Source organism: Azospirillum oryzae (assembly GCF_900177515.1).
GTDB lineage: Bacteria > Pseudomonadota > Alphaproteobacteria > Azospirillales > Azospirillaceae > Azospirillum > Azospirillum oryzae_A.
Genome location: NZ_FXAK01000005.1, coordinates 755,001 through 780,253 on the forward strand (window position 1 = coordinate 755,001; position 25,253 = coordinate 780,253).

At 65.9% G+C, this 25,253-nt stretch carries 25 protein-coding genes and 1 pseudogene (1 of these 26 only partly in view); 11 read left to right on the forward strand and 15 right to left on the reverse strand.

Annotation, left to right across the window (positions count from 1 at the left end; genetic code table 11):
• From tnpB to tnpA (B9N97_RS37015), 3 genes and pseudogenes are all read right to left on the reverse strand, one after another.
• Positions 1–200, reverse strand: partial view of an IS66 family insertion sequence element accessory protein TnpB gene (gene tnpB, locus B9N97_RS11730; RefSeq protein ID WP_085086474.1) — the 5' portion only. It extends 157 nt beyond the left edge of the window; the window shows 200 of its 357 coding nt (coding positions 1–200); the start codon lies at positions 198–200; its stop codon lies beyond the left edge, outside the window.
• Entirely contained in the window at positions 197–580 is a 384-nt protein-coding gene (gene tnpA, locus B9N97_RS36720; RefSeq protein WP_085086476.1) for an IS66-like element accessory protein TnpA, read from the reverse strand. Before tnpA (B9N97_RS36720) ends, tnpB begins: the two co-directional genes overlap by 4 nt.
• A gap of 42 nt (positions 581–622) precedes the next feature.
• Positions 623–772, reverse strand: a pseudogene (gene tnpA / locus B9N97_RS37015) (IS66 family insertion sequence element accessory protein TnpA); the annotation flags it as partial.
• Positions 773–913: 141 nt separating this feature from the next.
• Here tnpA (B9N97_RS37015) and B9N97_RS11745 point away from each other — a divergent pair.
• From B9N97_RS11745 to B9N97_RS11760, 4 genes are all read left to right on the forward strand, one after another.
• Positions 914–2,350 (forward strand): hypothetical protein, encoded by a 1,437-nt coding sequence (locus tag B9N97_RS11745; protein ID WP_143266615.1) that lies wholly within the window; start codon positions 914–916, stop codon positions 2,348–2,350.
• 62 nt (positions 2,351–2,412) lie between these two features.
• A complete protein-coding gene (gene istA / locus B9N97_RS11750) occupies positions 2,413–3,933 on the forward strand; it encodes an IS21 family transposase (RefSeq protein ID WP_085084042.1) in 1,521 nt (506 codons plus the stop codon).
• Positions 3,920–4,651, forward strand: coding sequence for an IS21-like element helper ATPase IstB (gene istB / locus B9N97_RS11755; protein ID WP_085084044.1), 732 nt, complete (start codon positions 3,920–3,922; stop codon positions 4,649–4,651). The genes istA and istB overlap by 14 nt, the downstream gene beginning before the upstream one ends.
• A 239-nt stretch (positions 4,652–4,890) precedes the next feature.
• Entirely contained in the window at positions 4,891–5,121 is a 231-nt protein-coding gene (locus B9N97_RS11760) for a hypothetical protein (protein ID WP_085086482.1), read from the forward strand.
• Positions 5,122–5,134: 13 nt separating this feature from the next.
• On the opposite strand, the gene B9N97_RS11765 is transcribed toward B9N97_RS11760, so the two are convergent.
• The 4 genes from B9N97_RS11765 to B9N97_RS11780 form a co-directional block, all read right to left on the reverse strand.
• Positions 5,135–6,358, reverse strand: a complete 1,224-nt coding sequence (locus B9N97_RS11765) for a PAS domain-containing sensor histidine kinase (protein WP_085086484.1) — start codon at positions 6,356–6,358, stop codon at positions 5,135–5,137.
• A 184-nt stretch (positions 6,359–6,542) separates the two neighbouring features.
• The gene (locus B9N97_RS11770) at positions 6,543–7,328 is read right to left on the reverse strand and encodes an ABC transporter permease (RefSeq protein ID WP_085086486.1); all 786 of its coding nucleotides are present in this window, start codon (positions 7,326–7,328) and stop codon (positions 6,543–6,545) included.
• Positions 7,325–8,155, reverse strand: a complete 831-nt coding sequence (locus tag B9N97_RS11775) for an ABC transporter ATP-binding protein (RefSeq protein ID WP_208621197.1) — start codon at positions 8,153–8,155, stop codon at positions 7,325–7,327. The genes B9N97_RS11770 and B9N97_RS11775 overlap by 4 nt, the downstream gene beginning before the upstream one ends.
• Positions 8,152–9,159 carry an ABC transporter substrate-binding protein gene (locus tag B9N97_RS11780; RefSeq protein ID WP_085086488.1) on the reverse strand — a complete coding sequence of 336 codons (1,008 nt, stop codon included), beginning with the start codon at positions 9,157–9,159 and terminating at the stop codon, positions 8,152–8,154. Before B9N97_RS11780 ends, B9N97_RS11775 begins: the two co-directional genes overlap by 4 nt.
• Before the next feature lie 322 nt (positions 9,160–9,481).
• Between B9N97_RS11780 and B9N97_RS11785 the strand changes: the two genes are divergently transcribed.
• The 5 genes from B9N97_RS11785 (at position 9,482) to B9N97_RS11805 (ending at position 14,695) form a co-directional block, all read left to right on the forward strand.
• Positions 9,482–9,838 (forward strand): hypothetical protein, encoded by a 357-nt coding sequence (locus tag B9N97_RS11785; protein WP_143266617.1) that lies wholly within the window; start codon positions 9,482–9,484, stop codon positions 9,836–9,838.
• Between the two features lie 146 nt (positions 9,839–9,984).
• Positions 9,985–10,884 carry an oxidoreductase gene (locus B9N97_RS11790; RefSeq protein WP_085086492.1) on the forward strand — a complete coding sequence of 300 codons (900 nt, stop codon included), beginning with the start codon at positions 9,985–9,987 and terminating at the stop codon, positions 10,882–10,884.
• A 170-nt stretch (positions 10,885–11,054) separates the two neighbouring features.
• Positions 11,055–11,567 carry a winged helix-turn-helix domain-containing protein gene (locus B9N97_RS11795; RefSeq protein WP_208621198.1) on the forward strand — a complete coding sequence of 171 codons (513 nt, stop codon included), beginning with the start codon at positions 11,055–11,057 and terminating at the stop codon, positions 11,565–11,567.
• Entirely contained in the window at positions 11,543–13,948 is a 2,406-nt protein-coding gene (locus B9N97_RS11800; protein ID WP_143266620.1) for an ATP-binding protein, read from the forward strand. The genes B9N97_RS11795 and B9N97_RS11800 overlap by 25 nt, the downstream gene beginning before the upstream one ends.
• A 126-nt stretch (positions 13,949–14,074) precedes the next feature.
• On the forward strand, positions 14,075–14,695 hold the full coding sequence (locus B9N97_RS11805) for a helix-turn-helix transcriptional regulator (protein ID WP_085086497.1): 621 nt from the start codon (positions 14,075–14,077) through the stop codon (positions 14,693–14,695).
• A 152-nt stretch (positions 14,696–14,847) separates the two neighbouring features.
• On the opposite strand, the gene B9N97_RS35940 is transcribed toward B9N97_RS11805, so the two are convergent.
• The 3 genes from B9N97_RS35940 to B9N97_RS11820 all read right to left on the reverse strand — a co-directional run bounded on the left by B9N97_RS35940 (position 14,848) and on the right by B9N97_RS11820 (position 17,948).
• Positions 14,848–14,994: a hypothetical protein gene (locus tag B9N97_RS35940; protein WP_208621199.1), complete on the reverse strand. Its 147-nt coding sequence runs from the start codon at positions 14,992–14,994 to the stop codon at positions 14,848–14,850.
• A gap of 204 nt (positions 14,995–15,198) precedes the next feature.
• A complete protein-coding gene (locus B9N97_RS11815) occupies positions 15,199–17,487 on the reverse strand; it encodes a xanthine dehydrogenase family protein molybdopterin-binding subunit (protein WP_208621200.1) in 2,289 nt (762 codons plus the stop codon).
• 14 nt (positions 17,488–17,501) lie between these two features.
• Positions 17,502–17,948, reverse strand: coding sequence for a (2Fe-2S)-binding protein (locus B9N97_RS11820; protein ID WP_085086767.1), 447 nt, complete (start codon positions 17,946–17,948; stop codon positions 17,502–17,504).
• Positions 17,949–18,134: 186 nt separating this feature from the next.
• Between B9N97_RS11820 and B9N97_RS11825 the strand changes: the two genes are divergently transcribed.
• On the forward strand, positions 18,135–19,427 hold the full coding sequence (locus tag B9N97_RS11825; RefSeq protein ID WP_244560682.1) for a sensor histidine kinase: 1,293 nt from the start codon (positions 18,135–18,137) through the stop codon (positions 19,425–19,427).
• Here B9N97_RS11825 and B9N97_RS11830 read toward each other — a convergent pair.
• From B9N97_RS11830 to B9N97_RS11840, 3 genes are all read right to left on the reverse strand, one after another.
• Positions 19,409–20,197 (reverse strand): response regulator transcription factor, encoded by a 789-nt coding sequence (locus B9N97_RS11830; protein WP_244560683.1) that lies wholly within the window; start codon positions 20,195–20,197, stop codon positions 19,409–19,411. The two genes, B9N97_RS11825 and B9N97_RS11830, sit on opposite strands and share 19 nt — an antisense overlap.
• Positions 20,194–20,574 (reverse strand): response regulator transcription factor, encoded by a 381-nt coding sequence (locus tag B9N97_RS11835; protein ID WP_085086501.1) that lies wholly within the window; start codon positions 20,572–20,574, stop codon positions 20,194–20,196. The genes B9N97_RS11830 and B9N97_RS11835 overlap by 4 nt, the downstream gene beginning before the upstream one ends.
• Before the next feature lie 148 nt (positions 20,575–20,722).
• A complete protein-coding gene (locus tag B9N97_RS11840) occupies positions 20,723–21,748 on the reverse strand; it encodes an alpha/beta fold hydrolase (protein WP_085086503.1) in 1,026 nt (341 codons plus the stop codon).
• Positions 21,749–22,071: 323 nt separating this feature from the next.
• Here B9N97_RS11840 and B9N97_RS11845 point away from each other — a divergent pair, with 323 nt between their 5' ends.
• Positions 22,072–23,391: an MFS transporter gene (locus tag B9N97_RS11845; protein WP_085086505.1), complete on the forward strand. Its 1,320-nt coding sequence runs from the start codon at positions 22,072–22,074 to the stop codon at positions 23,389–23,391.
• Between the two features lie 100 nt (positions 23,392–23,491).
• Here the strand turns inward: B9N97_RS11845 and B9N97_RS11850 are convergent, their stop codons facing one another.
• Positions 23,492–24,004 carry a helix-turn-helix domain-containing protein gene (locus B9N97_RS11850; protein ID WP_085086507.1) on the reverse strand — a complete coding sequence of 171 codons (513 nt, stop codon included), beginning with the start codon at positions 24,002–24,004 and terminating at the stop codon, positions 23,492–23,494.
• 126 nt (positions 24,005–24,130) lie between these two features.
• Complete coding sequence (locus B9N97_RS11855) at positions 24,131–25,246, reverse strand: FAD binding domain-containing protein (RefSeq protein WP_085086509.1); 1,116 nt, start codon at positions 25,244–25,246, stop codon at positions 24,131–24,133.
• Positions 25,247–25,253: the final 7 nt, after the last annotated feature.

Genomic DNA, 25,253 nt, shown 5'->3' on the forward strand with positions numbered 1-25,253 from the left:
AGACACATGCCGTTCTGATCGGCATAGAGAATTTTTACGCGTCCAGCCCCTTTCCCTCGGAAGATGTAGAGGTGGCCGCAGAACGGATCCTTGCCCAGCGCCTGCTGCACCAGCAGGGCCAGTCCGTCGAAGCCGCGGCGCATGTCGCAGGGCTCCAGCGCCAGGTAAATGCGCACACCGGCCGGGATCGACAGCATCATGGCCGCTCCAGCACGCTGATCACCCGGCGCAGTGCTTCGGTATCGACATCCCGACCGACCCGCAGCCGCCGTCCGCCGGCCAACTCGATCTCGATCATGCCGGCACTGCATGGAGTTGGCGGCGTGAGGGGAAGAGCGGACGTGGTGTCCGCCACCTCCACCGGCGCGAAGATGGGCGTCGGCTCGGCCGGAGTGAGCATCTGGCGGCGCCAGCGGAACAGCAGGCTGGGATCGACCCCGCGCCGGCGGGCGACCAGCGACACGCTCACGCCCGGCTCGCAGGTTTCCGCCACCAGCTGCTCTTTCTCCGCCTGCGACCAATACCGCCGGCGGGGTGCCGCCTCGACGATCTCCATCACCAAGGGAGCGCTCGCCGTCATAGGGACAGCACCAGGGCTATCCCTATGACAGCGAGCGCTCACCTCCTCCGCAGCGGCAAAGCGGCGCGACCACCGTCCCAGAGCCCAGCGTCCAATTCCATGGGCTTCAGCATAGGCTTTCAGCGTCAGCCCGCTGCCCTTCCAGGCATCGACATGACCGCGCCAATAGCTCTCCAGATCCTGACCCGACATCCTCTTACCCCGCTGAACTGCGACCAGCGGAATATTTCATGAACCACGATCACGTCGGATGTGTCGTCACACAACGCTTACGATTTATCGACATAGCACCAAAATACACCGCCCTATTCCGCGTTTATGTCGCGACATTCGATGCTGGAAGCCGAGGTTCCGGATGGAATAGAAAGCGCCTTGGTGCCGGTGCGCATCCAGGCCAGATTCGATAGGGTTACCATGCACATTGCCATCCTGGTTGCGGCTGCCGCATTGAGCGTCGGGCTGCGGCTGGTCGTCCCGGTCCAGGCAATCGCCGGCGGTTACGACGATCTGCTTTTTATCCGCCTGGCAGAGTCCCTTTGCCGCGGCGACTGGCTGGGGCCGTACGATAACCTGACGCTCGCGAAAGGCATCGGCTATCCGGCCTTCCTGTGTGCGTCGTCTTGGCTCGGGCTTCCTCTTCGGCTGGCGGAGCACCTTTTGTATTTGCTGGCCTGCGCCGTGTCGGCCCTTGCCGTCAGGGGCGTGTCCGGAAGCAGAAGCATCGCCACGGGCACCTTCGCTGCGCTGGCGCTTATGCCGATCTTCTGGGGAGCGGATCTTTCGCGTGTCATACGCGAGGATGTCTACATTCCACTCTCGCTGCTGGTCGTATCCTGTGCCGTACTGGCCTACGCGGCAAATGCCGATCAGCCGCTCCGTCGACGGCTGCCATCCCTGCTCGGTCTTGGTATTGCGGCGGCAGGCTATTGGCTGACGCGCGAGGAAACGCCCTGGCTCTACCCGGCGGTCGGTTTGCTCGTGCTCTATTGGCTCGTCATACGCTGGCGCGCCCTGCGGCAGGACGGCTTGCTGTTCTCCAGGCGGGGTCTGACCGCCCTGACCGTCCCGATCATTATCCCGGCAACGGTTGCAGGCGGAGTGATCCTGACCGTTTGCATTCTCAATTTCAGCCATTATGGCGTCTTCAGGGACAACGACTTCCGTCAGGGCCCGTTCGCGGCAGCCTACGGCGCGCTCAGCCGCATTCAATACCAAACGCCGTGGAAGCGCTATCTGGCCTTCCCGGCCGATGCAAGACAAGCTGCCTACTCTGTCAGCCCGGCCGCGGCAGAACTGCAGCCGTTCCTCGAAGGACCGAAGGGACTGGCGTACATATCGCCGGGCTTCGGGTCCTACGACACCACGGGTTTCATGTGGGTTTTGCGGGACGCGGTGGCGGATATCGGCGGGTACGCGAGTGCTGGAAAGGCAGATGCCTATTATCGGCGCCTCGCAGCCGAGATCAATGCGGCCTGTGACCGGGGCACCATCCCTTGCCTGCCGGCCCGGTCGACCTTCATGCCGCCTGGTCATCCCGGCCAGATCGCCGAAACCCTGGCCAGCGCCTATGATTTCTACCTGAAGGCCGCCGGCTTTCGATCGGGCCCCGTCGGTGCGCGGCCGAGCATCGGTGACGACGCAACCATGCGCCGGTTCGCCGCCATCATCCACAGTCCGCCAACCCCGCTGGATGGTGGTTCCGCGCCGGCGGACATCTGTGCATCGGCCTGCAACACTGGGCCAGTTTCAGGGGTGATCGGCGTCCAATAACCAGCCACCCCTGATCTGGCAGACTACCACCCTGGGTTTGGACGACAGGGTGGCGGACAGGGATGTTGACGGTGGAGACGATCGCACGGATACGACGCGAGCACGCGAAGGGGAAAAGCATCCGGGCCATTGCCCGGTCGCTGAAGGTGTCGCGGGAGACGGTGACGAAATACCTGCGCTCGGGCGAGACGGCGCCGCGCTACGAGCGCCAGCACCAGCCGCTTCCGAAGTTGTCCGGGTTCCAGGAGGAGCTGGAACGGCTGATCACGGAGAACGAGCGGCGGCCAGCCCGCGACCGGCTCGACTACCTGGGGCTCTTCGGACGGCTGAAGGATGCCGGGTTCCAGGGCGGCTACGACACGGTGCGGCGCTACATCAAGCGCTTCAAGCAGCGCCAGCCGCCGAGTGGGCCGGTGAACGCCTACGTTCCGCTCACCTTTGCCCCGGCCGAGGCGTACCAGTTCGACTGGGCGGAAGAGTGGATCATCCTGGACGGCGTGACGACCAAGGTGCAGGTGGCCCATGCCCGCCTGTGCCACAGCCGCATGCCGTTTGTGGCGGTCTACCCGCGCCAGACCCAGGAGATGGTGTTCGACGCCCACGCCCGTGCCGCGGCCTTCTACGGCGGCCTGTGCGAGCGCGGCATCTACGACAACATGAAGACGGCGGTGGACGCCGTATTTGTCGGCAAAGAGCGCCGCTTCAACCGCCGCTTCGCCCAGATGTGCTCGCATTACCTGGTCGAGCCGGTGGCCTGCACCCCGGCTTCGGGCTGGGAAAAGGGCCAGGTCGAGAACCAGGTCGGCACCTTGCGCCAGCGGCTGTTCACGCCGCGGCTGCGGGCCAAGACGCTGGAAGAGGTGAACGAACGCCTGCACGACGAGGTGATCGTCTGGGCCCAACAGACGCCGCATCCAGAGGATAGGAGCCGGACGGTGTGGGAGGTGTTCCAGGCGGAGCGGCCGGCGCTGATCACCGTGAGCGATCCTTTCGACGGCTTCCACGAGGCCACGCTCAGCGTCTCGAAAACCTGCCTGATCCACTTTGACCGCAACCGCTACAGCGTGGCCGCGATCGCCGCCGGCAAGCCGGTGCAGGTCCGCGCCTACGCGACACGGATCGTGGTGTGGTTCAACGGCGCGATCGTCGCCGAGCACCCACGAGCTTTCGGGCACGGCCACACGCGGTACAATCCGCTGCACTACCTGCCGGTTCTCGTCCGCAAGCCGGGGGCGCTGCGCAACGGGGCGCCGTTCCGGGACTGGGATTTGCCGCCAGCCCTGGCGACGGTGCGGACCCGCCTGGGCCGCGGCGACGACGCTGACCGGCAGTTCGTTGGCGTGCTCGCCGCCATCCTCACCGATGGCCTGGAGGCGGTGGAGGTCGCCTGCCGCGAGGCACTGGCGAGCGGTACGCACAGCCGGGACGTGATCCTGAACATCCTCGCCCGGCGCCACGACGTCACACCGGCACCGGCCATGGCGGTGCCGACGGCGTTGACGCTGTCCATTGAGCCGGCCGCCGACTGCGGGCGCTACGACCGCCTGCGCGCGGTGCGGGAGGGCTGCCATGGAACGGCATGAGCTGATGGCGATGATGGCCGAGCTCAGCCTGGCCGGCATGCGTGCCGCCTACGACGAGGTAATGAGCGATGGACTGAAGCGGCAGCGCACCGTCCAGCAGATCCTGGGCGACCTGCTGGCGGCGGAGCGGGCGGAGAAGCAGGCGCGCTCGATCCGCTACCAACTCGGCGCCGCCAAGCTGCCTCTGGCCAAGACGCTGGCCGAGTTCGACTTCACCGCCAGTCCCCTCAACGAGGGGCTGGTGCGCGACCTGCACGATGGCGGCTTTCTGGAAACCCAGCGCAACGCCGTGTTCATCGGGGGAACCGGGACCGGCAAGACGCACATGTGCATCGCCATCACGGCCAACTGCGTGCGCCGCGGCGCCCGTGCCCGGTTCTTCAACGTCATCGACCTGGTGAACCGGTTGGAGGCCGAAGCCCGGACCGGGCAGGCGGGCAAGCTCGCTGACCAGTTGACCCGCGTTGATCTCGTGGTGCTGGACGAACTCGGCTACCTGCCGTTCTCCCAGAGTGGCGGCCAACTGCTGTTCCACGCGCTCAGCCAGTTGTACTCGCGGACCTCGGTGTTGATCACCACCAACTTGAGCTTCGCTGAATGGCCGACGGTGTTCGCTGGCGACGCCAAGATGACCACCGCTTTGCTCGACCGGCTGACGCATCACTGCGACATCCTGGAAACCGGCAACGAGAGCTGGCGGTTCAAGAACCGCTCCTGATCCAAAGCCTTCCCCCTATCCGTTGCCCAGGGGGGCCCACAGGCCCCTCCCACGCGCGCCGCTGCGTCAGCCATAAGGGCACTCCGCGGCGCGCGCGGGACCCTCCCGTGGACTCCCTGGACAACAGGTTCTGCAACCGCAAGCGTGGCTGGAAATTGCAAGCCGATGCCGGCTGGAATTTGGAAGCCGATTGACATCTCTGGTCTGTTCTGCGTCGGCGCAGGATCGACGGCCTTCTCGTGGCTTCCCTGGCTGTAACCGCGGCGTTCGCCACTCGGATCCTGCTGGTGTCGTTCCTGAACGTCACCGCCCTGCGGAGCGACTACCATTACCTCTATGTTTCTCCCGCAGCCCCCTTCGGCATCCTGATCGTTTCCTATGCGGCGGCCACGATGCTGAACGCCATCAGGCTTGGCAGGGAGAAACGGATGGCCTCCGCAGTGAATGTCATCGCAACCCGCCGGACCTGAAGCGCGGGCCGCTTCAGGCGCCTTGAGAGACCTTATGGAAACCGGCGACGATAGAGGACTGCGGCAGCGTTATGATCGCGGTCGTTCCGACACCCGGCGTGCTGTCGATCGTGAGTTGAGCGCCATGCAGCGCGATGAGCTTGCTGGCGATGGGCAACCCCAAGCCTGTGCCCTGGTCCATACCGCCCCCGGCTCGGTGCACTTGCCCGAACGGGCTCATCGCGACGGCAATCTGGTCGGCCGTCATGCCGGGACCATGATCCTCCACGCGCAAAACGGGAACGCCGTCCGCTGACAGAGCAGCCGCCAAGGTTACGGTATTTCCGGAAGCGCTGAATTTGATCGCGTTGCCCACAAGATTGAGCAGGGCCTGTCTCAGCAAGCGCGGATCACAACGGACATTTGGCAGGTCACCATCGACACAAACATCAACAGTGACGCCGTTGGCCACCGCGCGGGGAAGGACAAAGCGCCGAATGGAGCGGAGAAGTTCAGGCAATGAGAGCGGCTCGGGAGACAGGGTCAGGCCACCCACCTGAAGTTGAGCGTGATCAAGGATGTCATTGACGGTGGCGAGCAACCGCTCTCCACCCTGGCGGATTTCCCGCAAGTAGTCCCTATAGCCGTCATGGGCGAGCGGACCGAATGCCTCCTCCAACATTTCTTCGGAGAATCCGATAATCGCATTCAACGGCGTGCGAAGTTCATGAGTCATGACGGCGACGAAGCGCATCTGCTCGTCACTGGCCTTTCGGGTTCGGTCGCGCTCTTCTTCCAGATGAATTGCCAGCGTCTTCAGTTCGCTCGCGAGATTCTGCGATGCCACATAGGCTTTGTGGCGTTCGGTGATATCGCGGTCAACGCCACGGTAGCCCAGCAATTCTCCCGTCGGCGCGATCAGCGGTACCCCGCTGGTCTCAAGAACGACCAGTGAACCGTCCTTGCGACGGTTGATGTTTACCAAACCGGAGAAGGGTCTTTTTTCAGAGACGATTGCGGAAAATTCGCCCGCAACGCGCGCTGCCTCGTCGGCAGGCATAAAATCGAAGGGCGTTCGACCAACGACCTCCTCGGGATCGAAACCGAGCAGCGTGCAGCATTGCGGACTGGCGTAGGTGTAGCGTCCCGTCGCATCGACCTCCCACACCCAATCGGAGGTGACTTCGACCAAGGAGCGGTAACGGTCGCGGTCCCGGCGCAACTCCTCAAGTTGGTCAATGGCACTAGACCTGCTCAAGAGACATGACTCACATTAGAATTCCGTCAAGAGAGTTTGACGATCGTAGGGCGGTATTGTTGAACCGAGGTTAATAAGTTCTGGCGAAGCGGAGTGTCACGGGTTTACTGGGACTGCACGGAGCATGGGGTCGGCAGGCTGTCCCCCCGCGAACCGCAAAACTTCAGGAGCCCTTTTGCAATATTCAAGGGCGCGATGGGTTGAGGCGCGGCACCAGCAGCCGACGGAGCCCCGCGATCGCGGTGTGGAGCACGAGCCCCAGCAGACAGAGCTGCAGGACAATGGCGAACATCTGTGCCGTTTCGTAGGAGTTGATCCGGCTGACCAGCAGATATCCCAGCCCGTAGCTTCCGGATATGAATTCCGCCACGACGGTGCCGACCAGGGCCAGGACGATGCCCACCTCCAATCCGGTGACGATGAAGGGGAGGGCGTAGGGAAGCTCCAGGCGACGGAGCAACTGGAAGCGGCTGGCGTCGAAGGACGCCATCACGTCGCGCAGTCCTTCCGGCACCGATCGGATGCCGAGCAGCGTGTTCATCATGATCGGGTAGAAGGGCAGGATGGCGGAGGTGACGATCTTCGGGCCGAGGCCGAATCCCATCCACACCACGAACAGCGGGATCAGGGCCACCTTCGGAAGGACCTGGAAGGCGACGATGAAGGGCTTCGACAGGCGCTCCAGCGTCGGCGACAGCGAGAGCAGGATGCCTGCGGACACACCCAGGACGGTCGCCAGGAGGAAGCCAGCCACGGTACCGGCGAAGGTCATGGCCGTGTGGCTCCAGGCCCGGCGGCTGCTCAGCAACTCCACCCACTCCGCCAGCACCGGCCCGGGGGCGGGCAGGATGAAGGGGGAGACGCCCCGGGCCGTGACGACTCCATGCCAGACGAGCAGCCCAGCCGCCAGCAGGCATGGCGTGACCAGCCAAGGCAGCCAGACCGCATCACGCAACCGGACCCTCTTCATGGCAGCCTCATCAATCCGGCCAATCGTTCGTGCAGGTCGCGCACCATCCGCTGGAATTCCGGCGAATAGGTGAGGTCGCGGGTGCGCGGCCTTGGAAAGGGCACGTCGATCGCACTGTCGATGCGCCCCGGCCCCGGCGAGAACAGGACGATCCGGTCGGCCAGAAAGGCCGCTTCCGCCATCGAATGCGTCACCAGGACGATGGTCTTGCCTGTCGAGAGCCAGAGCGTCTGAAGCTCGGTATTCAAGGCCTCGCGCGAGATCGCGTCCAGTGCCGCGAAGGGCTCGTCCATCAGCAGCACATCGGGATCGTAGGACAGCGCCCGCGCAATGGCCACCCGCTGCCGCATGCCGCCGGAAATCTCGTGAGGCATCCGGGCACCGATGTCGGCGGCACCGACCAGCGCCAGCATCGCCCGTGCGCCGGACAGCCGCTCCGCGCGCGGCAGCCGACCACGCAGGTCCAGCGGCAGCCGCACATTCTCCTCCACCGTCAGCCAGGGGAGCAGGGCCGAGTCCTGGAATACCAGCCCCAGCCGGGACCGGAGTTCCTTCCGGCAGCGACCCTTGTCCCACAGCGGGTTTCCGGCAACGGCGATGGTCCCTGAAGTCGGTTCCAGCAGTCCGCTCATCATGCGCAGAAGGGTGGTCTTGCCGCAGCCCGACGGCCCGAGAAACACGACGAACTCGCCGTCGGCGATCGACAGACTGCTGGGCAGAAGCGCCGGCGCCGTTCCGTCGCCGACATCGAAGGCCTTGCCGACCGCCGTCAGCGTGATCAGGGCCGGCCGCCCGCCGCTGCCTCCTCTGCCGCCGATCTCGCTCACAGCGCGTCGATGAACCGGTTGGTGTAAAGGTCCTCCTGCTTCAGGTTCGGCGGCGCGAAACCGCAGGAAACCATGAGGTCGTAGGCGTTTTGCCAACGCTGCGGCACGTTGCGCAGGAGGTTCTCCCGGCCGTCCGCCAGCAGGAAGGTGATGTTTTCCTTGTAGATTGCGGCGGCAAGCTCCTGTTTGCGGGCTTCGGCCATGTCGAAGCGCTCCATGGCCTTCAATGCATCGGCAATGGCGACCTTGCCGTCGATCAGGTCGAGCAGCGCGGTGCGGACCGCCCGAAGATAGCGCTTGATCAACGGCTCATGCCGCTCGATCACGTCGCGTTTGCCGGAATAGCAGAAGCCCGGCGTCGCGGCGACCATGTCCGTGTTCCACACATGCACGGGCTGGCCGCTCTTCTGCAATGCGACCGCAATGCTGGCCGTCACGAGGTAGGCGTCGATCCGACCCTGGCGGATCAGATCGACCCCCGCCGGCGAGTTGCCCACGACCACCCGCTGGACGCCGGTGCGATCCACGCCGCGGGCTGCCAGCATGATGTCGAGCAGAGTTTCCGTGGTGCCCCCGACCGACTGGATGCCGATGGTCCGGTTCGCCATGTCCTCCGGCTTGGTCACCGGCTTGTCCTGCAGGCTCACCACGAACCAGGGAGAGGTCTGCTGTACCGTGCCGATGGCGACGAGATCACGGCCCGCCGGCTGGCCGCTCGCCCGGATGTGGTCCACCGCCCCGATGCGGGCGATCGTCGCGTTTCCGCCCAGGACCTGTTGCAACGCCATGGAGGAGCCGCGGCCTTCCTCGATGCCGACCCGCAGCCCTTCCCGTTCGAAATAGCCGCCGGCCTGCGTGAACAGGACGTCGATGAAGGCCAGGATGAATTGGTTGGGCAGCACGATGGAGAAGGCGTCCTGCGCCTGTGCGCCCAGCGGCCTGACCGAGGCCAGGAACATGCCCGCCGCAGAGGCCGTCAGCACATTCCGTCGATTTAGCGTCATGGTCGATTCCGTCAATCAAATTAAAAGCAATGGGCGTGCCGCATCGCCGTCGGGAATCCAATGGCACTTGCATACAAAGGAATATTGCGGAGCTTCGGCCCGGTTGCCAAGCTCCTTCGAAAGCATGGGAAGCATGGCGTCGACGCGCGTAAAGGGGCGCCGGCCTTTACAACGCTTTACTCGCTTACGGGCCGCCGCCCGGCCACACTCTCCTCAGAACAACCCAGACAGGAGCGGGGCCATGGCCCACCTTTCCGCCCAAGACGCTGGAGCGCCGTCGATGTCGCCGCACCAGCGGTGGCCCGAAGCCGAAGCGTTCGCGATGCAACCGCCCGCATTCGGCGAGGTGGAGATCAACACCTACGTCTCCTACGTCAGGACCCTCGTCAACGCCGTGACCTCCATCCGGCTGGCGTCGGACGCCCGGCGGCGCTGGACGGAGCGCAATGGTGCCGCCTGCCCCGACGCGGAGAAGATGTCCCGGCTGATCGAGGCCGAGATGGACCGTGCCGACGACATGGCGCACCGGATCATCGAACTGGTGGCGTCCGTGCGCGCGGCGTCCACCCCGCCGTCGCTTCCCAAGCGCGCCAATGCCGCTCCGGTCTCCGCCTTCCGCTCGGCTCCTGGGCTGAGGACGGTGCAAAGCGACAAGCAGGTCCGGGTCCGGCATGGCTGAACCTGGCATGGCAGAGTTCGGTTGGCCGCAGTCCGGTTGGCTGCAGTCCGGTTGGCTATTGTCCGGTCGGTCGGTGTTCGGCGTGATTGAAGCTCCAGCGTCCGGCCGCACTGCGATGCGGTTTTGATCCGGTGGAAGGTACCGGAATGGAAAAGCTGTTTCTCCCAATAAACATCGGTGCGCTCGATCTTGCCCATCGCGTCGTCATATCGGCGGCGACTGATCACCGGCGGATCGGCGAGCGCTGTTCGGCGGCCGATTACGGCGCCTGCTTCCGGCAAGTCCCGCCCGGTGGGCTGGTCATAACGCACCCCGTGCCGGTTTCGGCCAATGCTGCGTCCGCCACCGTCCCGGAAGGGTTCGACACGCCCGGCGTGGCCGCGGCCTGGGCTGCGGCGATCAGCCTGGCCCACGACAGGAAAGCCAAGGTGGTGGTGCGGTTGTGCCACCCGGGATACGACCCAATCCGGGCCGCCGTCCTGCACGGCACCGGCATCGACGGGGTCATCGCGGATTTCCGTCGCGCCGCCGGGCAGGCCATGCGCATCGGGTTCGACGGCGTGGAACTCGACGCGGCCGACGGCTCGCTTCCCGACCAGTTTCTTCAGGACGGGACCAACCGGCGCACGGACCGGTATGGCGGCTCCATCCAGAACCGGTTGAACTTCCTCTGCGAACTTGTCGATGCGGTAACCGGCGTCTGGACGGCGGAGCGGGTCGGTGTCCGCCTGTCGCCGTTCGGCCAGTTCCGCGGCATGTCGGATTCGGACCCCGTCGCGCTGTTCACCATGCTTCTGACGACTTTGGCGGGGCAGGAGATTCCCTTCGTTCATCTGGTGCGCACCGCCGGGGATGGAGCGCCGCTCGGCCATCTGCCCTTTGATGATCGCAGTGCCGCCGACCGCATTCGCTCGGCCTTTCCCTCCGCGATCATCGTATCCGGGGCCTTCACCCGACAGCGCGCGGTAGAGTTGGTGCGAAGCCGCTGGGCCGATGCCATCGGGGTCGAAGCAGGCATGCTGGAGGATGGTGCCGACGGTCGTTGACGGCCGGTGCGGAACCATCCCATGGCGCTGCATCACGCCACGTCATGATGCGTTGACCTGCGGCCAAGCATACGTATCATGGTGAAGTCTTACGTATGCGTAGCGCTGGGACATGACGATTTCTTTTGACTTCGACGACCTGAAAAAGACCGAGCCGCGCCGGAGATCGTGTGACCGCTTTGCTGTTGGCGGGGCGGTGGACGCGACCTTTGGCTGAATCGCCCGTTTCCCAGCGCTCCGTGGCTTCGCAACTGCCGTCCGTGACAGGTCCCGCCATGGAGCAGAACGAGGTCGCCTTCGGACCCTTCCGCTTTTCACCGACGCTCGGGCTGCTGAAGGACGGTGTTGCCGTCAAGGTGGGAAGCCGGCCTCAGGCCATTCTTGCCCTGCTCCTGGAACGGGCCGGAGTTGTCGTCAGCAATCGCGACATCATGGCCCGCGTCTGGCCCGGTCTGTTCGTCGAAGAGGCGAACATCCGCGTTCACATCGGCTCCTTGCGGAAGCTGTTGGGTAAGAACGAGGTCGGCACGGACTACATCGAGAATATCCCGGCACAGGGCTACCGGTTCGTCGGGACCATCCGGACGATCTTGTCACCGGAGGCGGTGGAGGGGCCTGTCGTGCCTCCGTCCGCACCGCCTGCGGACCTTTCGATCCTTTGCCTCGCAACATCGACCGGTTGATCGGGCGGGAGGAGGCGATCGACGACATCGTGCGGAAGCTGGCGGAGAAGAGCTGCGTCACCATCACCGGCGTCGGTGGAATCGGGAAGACGAGCGTCGCCATCGAGGTGGCGCAGATTTCGGCGAGTGGCCACCGGGACTCGATCCATTTCGTCGATCTGAGCACGCTGTCCGACCCGACGCTGGTGTGCGCCACCATCGCCCAGGCGATGAAGCTGCCCGGTGGCGGAAAAGGAGCCTTGGAGGGTTTCCTCGCGGCGGTCAAGGGGTTGGATACCCTGCTGATCCTCGACAATTGCGAGCATCTGATCGAGGAGGTCGCCGTCGTCGTCGAAGGTATCCTGACGACCGCCCGCGACATCGATATCCTGGTGACCAGCCGCGAGATCCTGCGCGCGCAGGGCGAGTGGGTTTACCGCCTGCCGCCCTTGTCCGTTCCGCCGGGGCAGGAGCACAGGTTGACCGCCGAGCAGGCGTTGACCTACCCGGCGGTGGAACTGTTCATCGAGCGGGTGTCGTCCGGCGACGGGATGTTCAGCCTGTCGGATGCCGACGCGCCGGCTGCCGCCGAACTCTGCCGCCACCTGGACGGCGTTCCGCTCGCGCTGGAACTGGCGGCGGCCCGCGTGCCGCTGCTTGGCATCCATGGTCTGGCGGCGAGCCTGGACCGGGCCTTCGACGTTCTGCGCGGCGGTCGCCGCACCGCGCTGCCCCGCCACCAGACCCTTCGGGCCACGCTGGAGTGGAGCCACCGCCTGTTGGAAGAGCGTGAACGCATTGTCCTGCGACGGCTGTCCGTGATCCGCGGGTCTTTCACCGGCGACCTTTCCATCGGCGTCGCGGCCTTCGGAGAGATTTCCGAGGAGGACGTCGTCGAAGGACTTTCGGAGCTGTCAAAGAAGTCGCTGCTGTCCGTCGAGCACCGGCGGCAGAGCGTGCAGTTCCGCCTGCTCGAAACCACGCGCCAATATGCGGCGGAACGGCTTCAGGAAAGCGGCGAGGTGGACGTGGTCTGCCGCAATCTGGCGCGGCATCTCTGCCGGATGCTGGCCGGATCGCAGTCGACGAACACGGTGGCCTGGACCGTCGTATATGGAACCCGGGTGGACGATGTTCGCAGCGCGCTGGAATGGTCCCTGTCGCCAGCCGGGGATTTGGCGACCGCCGTCGAACTGACCGTCGCATCGGCGCCGATGTGGTTCCAACTGTCGCTGACCGATGAATTCCGCCGGCGTGCCGAGACTGTGCTCCAGGCCGTCCGGCAGCAACCACAGTCGGATTTGCAGGCGGAGATGGCGATCACGGCGCATCTGGGACCGGCGTTGTGGAACTCACTCGGCCCCGCACCGGAGGTCAGCGCCGTTCTGCTGCGCAGCCTGGAGTTGTCGCAGCAACTCGGCGACATCGGATACCAGCGCCGTGCCCTGTGGGGGCTGTGGCTTTATTATCTGGCGCAGGAGCAGGACCATGAGGCGCTGGAGGCGGCGGAGCGCTTCGGGGAACTCCTGGGTACGCCCGCCGATCCCGGAGCCCTGTCCATGCACCAGCGCATGATGGCGCTCGGCCTTCTCACCGTGGGCGAGTTCGACCGTGCCCGCGGCTTCGCCGAGCGGTGCCTGGGTGCGCCGGCCCCGACCACCGGATCGAGCCTGCGAGGCTACCAGTTCGAACAGAGGATCGTCTCCCACACCCATATGGCGCGCATATCCTGGATTCAGGGCCACCCGGACCGGGCGCGGGAAGCCATGCACGAGGCGGTGGAGCAGGCACTGGCCTCCGGCCACATGCTCTCCCTCTGCTTCGCCTTGTCGCTCGGCGCCTGCCCGGTGGCTTTCTGGTGCGGGGACTACGACCTTACGGCGCGCTACGCCAACCTGCTGGTCGAAAAGACCAACGAAGGCACCTTGTTCGTCTGGCGGACCTACGGGCTGTGTTATCAGCTGGCGCTGGAAGCGCGGCAGGGAGGGGATGACCGGATCGCGGCGCTTCGCCGGTCTTCGCGGTTCGCCGAGCTGTACCGGAACAAGCGCATCCGGATGCTCGCGACCGTCGCCCCGCGTCTGATCCCGCCGGCCATCCTCGATGAAACGAGCAACGGCCCGACAAACTGGGCGACGGCCGAGCTGCTCCGCCTGAAATCGGAGAATGCCGATGGACCGGAGGCGGCAGAGGCGCTGCTGCGGCAGTCGATGGAGATCGCCCGCGCACAAGGGGCCCGGTCCTGGAGCCTGCGGACGGCGATGAGCCTGGCCAATCGGTCCATGGAGACGGGGCGCCGCGGGGATGCCGCGGCCGTCCTTTCGTCCATCTATGGCTCCTTCACCGAGGGGCACGATACCCCTGATCTCCGGGAAGCCGCGGCCCTTCTGGACCGGCTTTAGACACCCCGGACCTGCCGCCACGGTTCCTCCACCCGTCCGTCCGGCCATCGATACCTGTGTATGGGTTCACGCACACCCGGGCCTCCGGCACTGTCGCCGTCATGGTGACCTGAGCAGGAGATCGACATGGATTTGGCTGCTTCCGAGACGCTGCGCCGTCTTCCGGCGTTGGCAGCCCCGCTGTCCGTCAGCCCGGCGCCGGATGACGGCGACAGGCTGACGGCCGCGGCCGATTGGCTGTTGCGGGTGGCGAACGACATGCTGGCGCCGGATCGGCAGTCGGTGGAGCACTGCCTGTCGCTGGCGCTTGCCCGGCTGCAGCGCGCCAGTGGCGGGCACAGCCATGCCAAGGATGCGGCGGACGATGTCGGCGAGAAGACCGGATTGCCGAAGGCCGGGCTGGCCGCATGGCAGGTCCGGCGGGTTGCCGCCTATATCGACGCCCATCTCGCCAGTTCCATCCGCAATCGCGATCTGGCGGCGGCGGCGAAGCTCAGTTGCGGCTATTTCTGCCAAGCCTTCAAGGACAGCTTCGGGTGCCCGCCACATGCCTATATCGTGCGCCGGCGGGTCGAACGGGCGAAGGAACTGCTTGAAACCACGACCACGCCGTTGTCGCAGATCGCGCTGGACTGCGGCTTTTCGGACCAGTCGCATTTCTCGCGCATCTTCCGCCGCGTTGCCGGGGAAGCGCCCCGGCTTTGGCGGCATAAGCATCGGATCGACGGGGATTTTGACGACCAGTGACGGAATATTTCGGCTCGGGAAGCCCGGAAGGAGGGCACCGGCGATGGGCTTCAGCCGCTGTTTCGCCGAGAAGCCGATCCCGGTCTGGTCGGATACGAAGCAAGAAAGGGCCGCCGAACGAAGATTCGGCGGCCCTTTCCGTTGCGTGTGCGTCATTCGGCCGGTGATTGTGCCATCCGCGGCGCCTTGGCCGGAGCGAAATCCAGCAGGCAGGCCAGCGCGACGCAGAGCGCCCCGACCCATCCCAGTTCCCGCACGCTGCCGACGCTCAGCACCAGCGATCCAAGCGCGGCTCCCACCGAAAAGCCGAAATAATGGAAGGAGGCGTTGACCGACAGAATGATCGGCGCGTGCTGCGGCCCTGTGATGCCGACCAGCCGGGCCTGTCGACGGTCGGTCGGCCGAAATTGGCGGATGGACGAAGTTTAGGACGGCAGGCTCACGGCGTGAATGTCATGGAAACAGCTTTTCCAGACATTCACGCTGTGAACGACGATTAGTCCTCAGACCCCGATCCTGTTCTTCGCCAGCGGCAGGCTGCGGATGCGCTGGCCGGTCAGGGCCGCGACGGCATTCACCACGGCGGGAGGTACGCCCGGCAGCCCCGGTTCACCGACGCCGCCCATCGGCGCGCCGCTCTCCACGATCTCCACATGGACGGCGGGCATGGAGCGCCGGGACAGGATCGGGTAATCGTCGAAATTGTGCGACTGACGGACGCCGTCCTTATAGACCAGTTCTTCGAACAGGGTGGCCGATAGGCCCAACGCCACGGCGGATTCCACCTGCGACTTCACGATGGCGGGGTTGACGATGCTGCCGGGATCGAAGGCGACCCAGACATTGTGGACCTGCGTCTCGCCATCCTGGACCGACACCTCGGCGATCGTCGCCGTTTCCGATCCGAAGGGGGAGGCCATGGAGACGCCGCGTGCACGGCGGGTGCCGTCCACCTCGTAGGGGCCGCGCTTCCAGCCGCCGGACATCGCCGCCACGGTCTCCAGCAGCTTGGCATGACGCGGCTTGTCCTTCAGCAGCTCCATCCGCAGGGCGAAGGGATCCAGGCCGCCGGCATCGGCGATCTCGTCCAGGAAGCCTTCATAGAAGAAATCGTTCATCGAATGGCCGACGGAGCGCCAGAAGGCGATGGTCACGGGGTGGGGGAACTTCACGTACTCCATCCGCCGGTTGAGGATGGCATAGGGCTTCTCCGTGATGCCCTCCACCGCGGAGCTGTCGACCGGGTCCTTGAACACCGCGCCGAACCAGCGTCCGAGCGGCCCTTCGCCGACCGTGCGTGCCTGGATCGCGGTGGGACGCCCGTCCTTGCCGATGGCCGCGCGGAAACGGCTGAAGCTGAGCGGGCGGAGCGCGTCCATGCGGAACTCCTCCTCGCGCGACCACAATACCTTCACCGGGCGGCCGGTGGCTTTCGCCAGCTGGATGGCCTGCAGGAAGGGGTTAGCGCTGCCATAGAGGAAATGCCGGCCGAAGAAGCCGCCGAGAATGGGCGAGTGCAGGATGACCTTGTCCGGCGCCAGCCCGGCGGTCTGGGCCGCCACCGACTGGAACAGCTCCGGCATCTGGTTGGGCGCCCACAATTCCAGCGTGCCGTCCTGATTGAAGCGCGCCATGGAGGATGGCGGCTCCAGCTGACCATGGGCCAGATAGGGGGCGTCGTAGTCCGCCTCGATCACCTTGGCGGCCTTGGCGAAGGCGGCGGCCACATCGCCCTCCGTCTCCGCCGAAAGCCCGGCTTCGGTGGAGGATTTCAGCGCGCCCAGCAGTCCGCTTGAGGCGTAGTCGGCGGCAACCGTGTCGAATCCCGTGGCGGCAGGGGCCGACCAGCTCACCGACAGCGCCTCCACCGCCTTGCGGGCGCGCCACCAGCTGTCGGCGGCGACCGCCACCGCACCCGGCAGCGTGTGGACGGAATGGACGCCGGGCATCGCCGCCACCGCGGCCTCGTTGGCGATGGTCTGCACGCTGGTGCCCTGGTTCGGCGCGTGCCGGACCGCGGCGTAGAGCATGCCCTCCAGCTTCTGGTCGATGGCGTAGACGGCCTTGCCGGTCGATTTCGCCCGCACGTCCAGCCGAGCCACCGGCTGGCGGATGTAGCGGAAACTGGCCGGGTCGCGCAGAGCCACATCGTCGCGCGGCGGCAGGGCAAGGGCGACGGGAGCCAACTCGCCGTAGGACAGCCGCTTGCCGCTGGCGGCATGGATGACGAAGCCGTCCTCCGTCGTCAGGCTCTGCGGCTTGACCTTCAGCTTTGCGGATGCCGCGCGGATCATCAGGTCGCGGGCGGTGGCGCCCAGCCGGCGCATCAGCGGGTAGCTGGACCGGGTGGAAAAGCTGCCGCCGGTCATCCGCAGCCCGTTGATGACGGCGTAATCCGGCCCCGGCGGGGCGCATTCCACGGTGAAGCGGCTGGGGTTGACGTCCAGTTCCTCGCCGACGATCTGGGCAAGCCCGGTGTTGATGCCCTGACCGCCCTCCACGAAGGGGCTGAGCAGGGTGACGGCATTGTCCTTGCCGATGACCAGGAAGGCCGGAATGCGGGTGCCAGGTTTGACGGTGGCGGCGGTCTGCGCCCGCACCGGCATCGACGGAAGCAGGGCGCCCAGCACCAGCGCGCTGGCGCCGAAGCCGAGGAAGGCGCGGCGCGACAGGTTGGAAACGCCGTCCGGCTTCATCAGCGGAACGGCGGATTGGGCCTCTATCTGCAGTTCGAGCGGGTCCCGGCGAGGCGGCGGGAGGTTGGGGGAGGCGACGGTGAGCAGGCGATTCATGGCGTGTCCTCCTCTCAGCCGGCGGCTTGGCGGATGGCGGCGGCGATGCGGTTGTAGGTTCCGCAACGGCACAGGTTTGTCATCGCGTCGGCGATGTCGCCGTCGCTCGGGTTGGGCGTCTGCTTCAGCAGGGCGGTCGCCGCCATCACCTGTCCGGACTGGCAATAGCCGCATTGCGGCACCTGCCCGGCGACCCAGGCTTCCACCACCTTGCGGCCGACGGGGTCCTCCTCGATGGCGTCGATGGTGCGGATGTCGGCATCGCCGACGCTGTCCACCGGCACCTGGCAGGAGCGGGTGGCGGTCCCGTCGATCATCACGGTGCAGGCGCCGCACTGCGCGATGCCACAGCCATATTTCGTCCCGGTCAGCCCCAGCGTGTCGCGAAGGACCCAGAGCAGCGGCGTGTCATCCTCGACCGCGACCTGATAGGCGCGGCCATTGACGTGCAGGGTGGTCATGACGGTCTCCGTCGGGGGATGCATGTGGAAGAATTCAGCTGATGCTTATTCTTGCCCACCGCCCGTCGGTCTCGTATCCATCCCTAGGTATTAAGGATGCCAAACCGTCCAAAAGCTGAATGACCGGAAACCGTGCGAGTCCGCCAATCGAGACAAAGTTGCCGTCTTTTCAAGAGTTTCCTATAGATGTCCGAGGATGAGCATTTGCAGCGTCGCGGCATGGTGAATGGCGACGGGGAAGGATATCTGGCGATGGAGCGTCTGCATGCCGACCTGTTCGAGATCTCGCCGATCTCGATCCTGTGCGAGGACTGGTCGGGGGTGAAGCAGGCCGTCGACGAGGTGATCGCCGGCGGGGTGACGGACTTCGACCGTTTCCTGGAGGACAACCCGCAGTTCTTCTTCGACGTGCGCCGGTTCCACCGGATTCTCGATGCCAACCGCTCCGCGCTCGATCTGCTGGGATTCCGGGACAAGGAGACCTTCCTGCAGGAATCGCGCGTGAGATTGCCGGCCAATCCGGCCAGCAACGCCCAGGTCTTCAAGGCGATGGTGCGCGGCAAGACGGTCTGCCAGGGCGAACGCGTGCTGCACACCAAGGACGGACGCGTCGTGCCCATCCTGTGGCGGGCGAGCCTGCCGCCGGGCCCTGCCGATCCGCAGGCTTACAGCCGCCTCTATTTCTTCGCCGTCGACGTCACGGAATTGAAGCGGGTGCAGGAAGCGCTGATGGCCGCCCAGGCCAACCTCAGCCATGCCGGGCGCCTGTCGCTGGTGGGGGAGCTTGCGGCGTCGCTGACGCATGAGGTGTCGCAGCCGCTGGTTTCCATCGCCAGCCATGCCGCGGCGGCGACGCGCTGGCTGTCCCGCGAGACCCCGAACCTGGGCGAGGTGGCGACCAGCCTGAACCGCATCACCGCCAGCACCCAGCATGCCGTGCGGATCATCGGCAAGATGCGCTCCTTCGCGCGGCGGGGCGAACTCGTCACCGAACCGATGAAGCCGCAAGACTGCATCGCCGACGCCGTCACGCTGGTGGAGCATGAGGCCTATCGCCAGAAAACGAGGATTGCCGTAGACATGCCGGCAAACCTGCCGGCCATCGTCGGCGACCGCACGCAGATCCAGCAGGTGATCGTCAACATCGCCTACAACGCGATCCAGGCCATGCAGGCGGCGAATGCGCCGGAGCGCCGCATCGCCATCGCCGCAGCGGCGGACGGGCCGGATTTCGTAACCTTCACCATTACCGACAGCGGTCCCGGCATTCCGGATGACGTGCTGCCGCGGATCTTCGAACCCTTCTTCTCCACCAAACAGGAGGGGATGGGGCTGGGCCTGTCGATCTGCAAGACCATCGTGGAGGAGCGTGGCGGCCGGCTGTGGGCGGCCGACAGCGGGCAAGGGGCAAGCCTGTCCTTCTCGCTGCCGGTGGCATCTGCCGCGGCCGAGGGGGTGGATCAGCCGGCCGTGCTGTAGCGGGTGACCGTCCGTTCGCGCACGTCCAGGATTTCGGCCATGCGGACGAGGTCGGCCAGCGACTGGGCCTGCATCTTGCGCATCAGGTTGCCACGATGGATCTTCACCGTGACCTCGCTCAGCTCCAGCTTCGCCGCCACCTGCTTGTTCATCAGCCCGGCGGTGACCAGGGCCATCACGTCGCGCTCGCGCGGGGTGAGCTTGGCATAGAGACCGCGCACGGTGTCGTCCTGTCCGCGTTCGGCCCGGCGGCGGCTGTCAAGTTCCACCGCTTCGGCGACGGCCTGCAGCAGATCCGGTTCGGCGAAGGGCTTGGTCAGGAAATCGACGGCGCCGGCCTTCATCGCGCGCACCGTCATCGGGATGTCGCCCTGGCCGGTCATCAGCACCACCGGCACGGAGATCGACCGCTCATGCAGCGCCTGCTGGACCTCAAGCCCATCGGCGCCGTCCAGATAGACGTCGAGCATAAGGCAGGCGGCATTTGCGGCGTCGTCGAATGCCAGAAACTCCTCCGCCGAGGCGAAAGCCTGCACATTGTAGTCGACGGAGCGGAGCAGGCTCTCCACCGCACATCGCACGTCGGCATCGTCGTCGATGATGCAGACCAAGGCAGGGGTGTTGCCGTCCGCCATGGAGTTCTCCGTCAGGACCATCTGCCGTTCCTTTCGACCGGCCCGTTCATCGTAGCCGCGCCGTTCTCCCGCGGCAAAGCCGGCGAAGTCGTATCTCCCAACGGTGGTGTCGCTGCGGTGAGGCTGGCCGGTCATGGGGTGGGATCCCGTTCGGTCTTGAGGGCGTCTTCGATGAGGACGAGCAGATTTTCCGGATCGAGCGGCTTGGTCAGAAAGGCGGTGACCCCCTGCGCAAGCGATCGGACGCGGGCGGCGGGCGTGGCGAAGGCGGTCATCACGATGACGGGGTGGATGCGGCCCTGCTGCAGCAACACCATCTGCAGGCTGAGCCCGTCCATGCCGGTCAGGTTGAGATCGGTGATCAGACAGTCCGCCTCGCCCTGGTAGGCGATGAACTCCTCCGCCGAGGAAAAGGTGCGAACCTGCAGTCCAACGGACCGCAGGAAATTGTCCAAGCTTTCCCGGATGCTTTCATCATCGTCGACGACACAGATGGTGGGAACACTCAGCACAACATCGCACTCCAGCCGCGGTTTGGCCCGTCAACCACGTCCGTTGCGGCCGATCCATTTCAACAGGTGGAGCAGGATGCGGCATTCATACCTGCGTATAGGTTGACCCCCGCAGCGCCGGGCGCGGCCCTGCGGGGGCGAGGCATCCTCAGGCCTTGAAGAAGGCCAGCAGGTCGGTGTTGATGGTTTCCGCATGCGTGGTCGCCATGCCGTGCGGAAAGCCCTTGTAGACTTTCAGCGTGCCTTTCGGCAGCAGCTTGGACGACAGCAGGGCGGAATCCGCGATCGGCACGATCTGGTCGTCATCGCCGTGCATCACCAGAACCGGGATGTCGATCTTCTTCAGATCCTCGGTGAAGTCGGTCTCGGAGAAGGCCTTGATGCAGTCGTAATGGGCCTTGGTGCCGCCCATCATCCCCTGCCGCCACCAGTTGTCGATGACGCCCTGGGAGACCTGGGCGCCGTCGCGGTTGAAGCCATAGAAGGGGCCGGACGGGATGTCGCGGAAGAACTGGGCGCGGTTGGCGGCCAGCGCCGCGCGGAACCCGTCGAACACCTCCAGCGGCAGGCCGCCGGGATTGGCCTCGGTCTTGACCATGATCGGCGGAACGGCACCCAGCAGAACCGCCTTTCCCGCCCGCGCGGCGCCGTGGCGGCCCAGATAGCGTGCCACCTCGCCGCCGCCGGTCGAATGGCCGACATGGAACACGTTCTTCAATCCCAGCCCGGCGACGACGGCCAGCACGTCGTCGGCGTAGGTGTTCATCTCGTTCCCGGTCGCCGTCTGGGTGGAGCGGCCATGGCCCCGCCGGTCATGGGCGACCACACGGTAGCCATGGTTCAGGAAGAACAGCATCTGCGCGTCCCAATCGTCGGCGGTCAGCGGCCAGCCGTGATGGAACATGATCGTCTGGGCGTCGCGCGGCCCCCAATCCTTGTAATAGATCGATACGCCGTCCTTGGCGGTGACGAACCCGTCTTCGGTTTTGCCGTTGGTCATCGTCCGTTTTCCTTCCCTGTGGTGGACAGAGCCGTTGCCGGCGGGCTGGCGTTCGGCCGCGGCGGCGGTCGTCGCGACGGCAGTGGTCGCGACGGCGGCCCCGGCGATCGCGGTGCCGACGATGAAGCTGCGGCGCGTGGCATCCGGCGCCGACGTGAAGTCTTCGGGTCGCATCGTTCAAGTCCTCATGTCAGTTCGTCAACGGTTCGGCTGATCGGCGCCGCGGAACGCCGGTGCTTTCCATGCCTACCGGAATGAGGCACTTTTCAAAGCCATCCCTAGGTATTATCAATATTCGAAGGGAAATAATCGGCATGAAATCAGGGGCGATATCGGGTGGTTTGTGTCTTGATTTGCAGTTCTGTTGGAAAAAGGGACGCACGCCTCTCCATTCGATGTCCCGAAAGTGCCGAGCCCTTAGTTTTCAGAAGACTGATTGACCTGAATCTTATGAACGCCGTCGTGCGCTCCGGGCAGTGGAAAGAGGGGGAAGGACCATGGCATCGTCGAGTTTCGCCGGCGGCGGTCCGCCCGCGCCGACGCCTCCCGCCACCATCCTGGCGCTGTCGGTCGGCAATGCGGTGGAGCTTTACGATTTCACCATCTACAGCTTCTTCGCCCTGACCATCGGCAAGCTGTTCTTCCCGGTGCAATCGCAGTTCGGTCCGCTGCTGCTGGCGCTGCTGACCTTTGGGGTCGGCTTCGTCGTCCGGCCGCTGGGCGGGATCGTCATCGGCGCCTATGCCGACCGGGTCGGGCGCAAGCCGGCGCTGGTGCTGACCATCGCCCTGATGGCGCTGGGCACTCTGTTGATCGGGCTCTGTCCGACCTATGCGCAGATCGGTGCGGCAGCACCGGCCATCATCGTCATCGGCCGCATCCTGCAAGGCTTTTCAGCCGGCGGCGAGATCGGCGTGGCGACGACCATGCTGATGGAGCTGGGCCACCCCGCCGGCCGCGGACTGCGGGTCAGCTGGCAGATGGCCAGCCAGGGGGCGGCCGCCCTGCTGGGTGCGCTCAGCGGCTATCTGCTGTCGACCCATCTGTCGGCCGACGCGCTGGAATCGTGGGGATGGCGCCTTCCCTTCCTGGCAGGGCTGCTGATCGTTCCGGTGGGCCTTCATCTGCGCCGCCTGCTTCCGGAAACCGCGCGCCCCGATCCCGGCGGTCGGGCAGTCCTGGCGGAGTTGCTGTCCCATCATCGGGCCAAGCTGCTTACCGGCGTCCTGATGATCATGGGCGGCACCGCCTCCACCTACGTCAACATCTTCTACATGCCGACCTACCTGATCCGGATGGTCGGGCTGCCGCCTCAGACCGCATTCCTGACGGGCTGTGCCGCCGGAGCGACCATGCTGGTGGTGGCGCCGCTGGCCGGGCTGTTGTCGGACCGGCTGGGCCGACGCCGTCCCTTCGTCATCTGGACCGCGCTGGCGAGCGCGCTGCTGACCCATCCCGCATTCTGGGTGCTGTCGCACGTCGCCAGCGTTCCGGCGGCGCTGGTGGTGGTCGGGCTGCTGATCGCCATCAATGCGGTCGGGGCCGGAGCCTGCCTGCTTCTGCTGTTGGAGAGTTTCCCGTCCCGTGTCCGCGCCTCGGGCCTGTCGATCGTCTATAGTATGGGCGTATCGATCTTCGGCGGCTTCGCCCAGTTCATCGTCACCTGGCTGATCAGCGTCACCGGAAATCCGATCTCCCCCGCCTGGTACGTCATGGCCTGTGCCCTTGCCACCGTCTGGGGCGCATCAAGAATGCGCGAAGCGCACTGGTTGCGGCAGTCCGGCGTTCCAGGAAAACCGGAACTCTCCGCCGGGTGAGTATCATTCGAATGCGCTGCGATGCGCTTCGATTTCCTGCGGCTGGCCGAGGCGCCCGGCATAAACCGCGGATGCGACGGACGCCGGCCCAGGCGCTGCTCTAGTATTGACGCCGCACCGCCTTGCGCCATCGCAGCGGTGTCTGGCCGACCTCCCGGCCGAACAGGCGGGTCAGGTGGGACTGATCGGAAAAGCCGCAGGTACAGGCGATCTGACAGAGCGGCTCGTCGGTTTCCAGCATCAGGCGCTGGGCCAGTTTCACCCGCCGCTCGATGATGTAGGCGTGGGGTGTCCGGCCCATGCTGGCCTTGAAGGCGTCGGTGAAGCGTCCGCCGCTGAGTCCGGCGAGGGCGGCCAGTGTCTCCACCCTGATCGGCCCGGCCATGTTCGCCTCGATATGTTCGGTCACTTGGCGGAGCTGCCGGGAGGTCAGTCCTCCTCCGGGCCGGAACCGAGTGGCGATGGCCGCCGGCTCGGTCCGCCGGCCCGCGAACAGGGAGGCGAGCCGGTCGAGGCAGAGCCGCGCGCCGTTGGGATCATGGTCGAGCACCGCAAGGGCGCGGGTCACCAGCGTGGCGACCGTCCGCTCATCTGCGGCGACTGGCTGTAGCATCGGGGGGCTCCCTGCATGGCATGGCGTGCAGGGAGTTTGGCCGGCTTGGGGTGCGCCGCGGAATCGCACGCTGGCGTCACCGGCCCTGTGCCATCGCTTTACGGTTGCTAGCCTTTGGTGTGAGGCTCATTCCAGCATCGCGCCCAGCCGGCGCCCGTAGGCGGCGATGGCGGCGCCGGCGGGATGCCGCTCCTCGTTGTAGGCTTGCAGGGCGGTCTCGATCTCCCGGTGGGCGGACAGATGCCGCGCCAGCGCCATTGCGTCGCCCGCCGCCTTGGCGACGCCCATCGCCGTGTGCGGACGGACCACGAAGGCGGCATCCCCCAGCAGTGCCACCCGGCCGCGTGTCATCGCCGGCACCTCGTAATCGAAGATGGCCTGGACGAAGGGGCGGGGCTCCGCCGCGATCGCCGCCGCGAAGGGGGGCGGCAGCAGGTCCGCCGCATCCTGCCGCAGCCTTGCAGCCAGTGTCTTCGGCACCTGTCCGGGCGCCAGCGAATAGGGATGGTGGCGTCCCTGGGTGTCGGTCAGCAGCGCCGGCAATTCGGCAGCCGCCACCCGCCGGTACCAGACCCAGTTGTAACGCCGTGCCCCCACCGCAGTCTCCGCCGCCGGCCCGGTGACCAGATAGCCCAATGTGTGCGATTGCGGCATGTCGTAGAAGGCGAAGCGCTCCAGCAGGATGGCGGCCTCCGCCGGCAGATCCCGTTCCGGCACCAGGCCGCGCCAGGCAACATAGCCGGCATACTCGTTGGCAGCGTGCCTTCCCACCACCGCGCAGCGGACGATGGAGCCCAGACCGTCGGCGCCGATCACCAGATCGGCCTCCTCCCGGCTGCCGTCGTCGAAACGCAGGCTGGCGGAGGCGGCATCCTGCTCCACCCCCAGGACGGTGCGGCCCAGGACATAGGCGTCGTCGGGCACCTTTCCGCGCATCGTGGCGTACAGATGATCCCAGGAGATCTGCATCTGCGGCGTCGCCTGCCGGTTCCGGATCTCGCCGGCGCGGTCGAGGAGGATGCGCTCCTGGGCGACGACGCCGACATGCGCCACATGCTCGCACCCCACCGCGCGCAGAAGGGCGAACAGGTCGCGCTGGCCGACCAGCCCGGCGCCCCGGCCGGCGAGCCCGCCGCCGGAACGCTCATAGAGGCGGACGTCGTGCCCTTCCTGCCGCAGCAGGGCGGCGGCGAACAGACCGCCGACGGAGCCGCCGACGATCCTCACACGCAGGGACTTCATGGTCTAT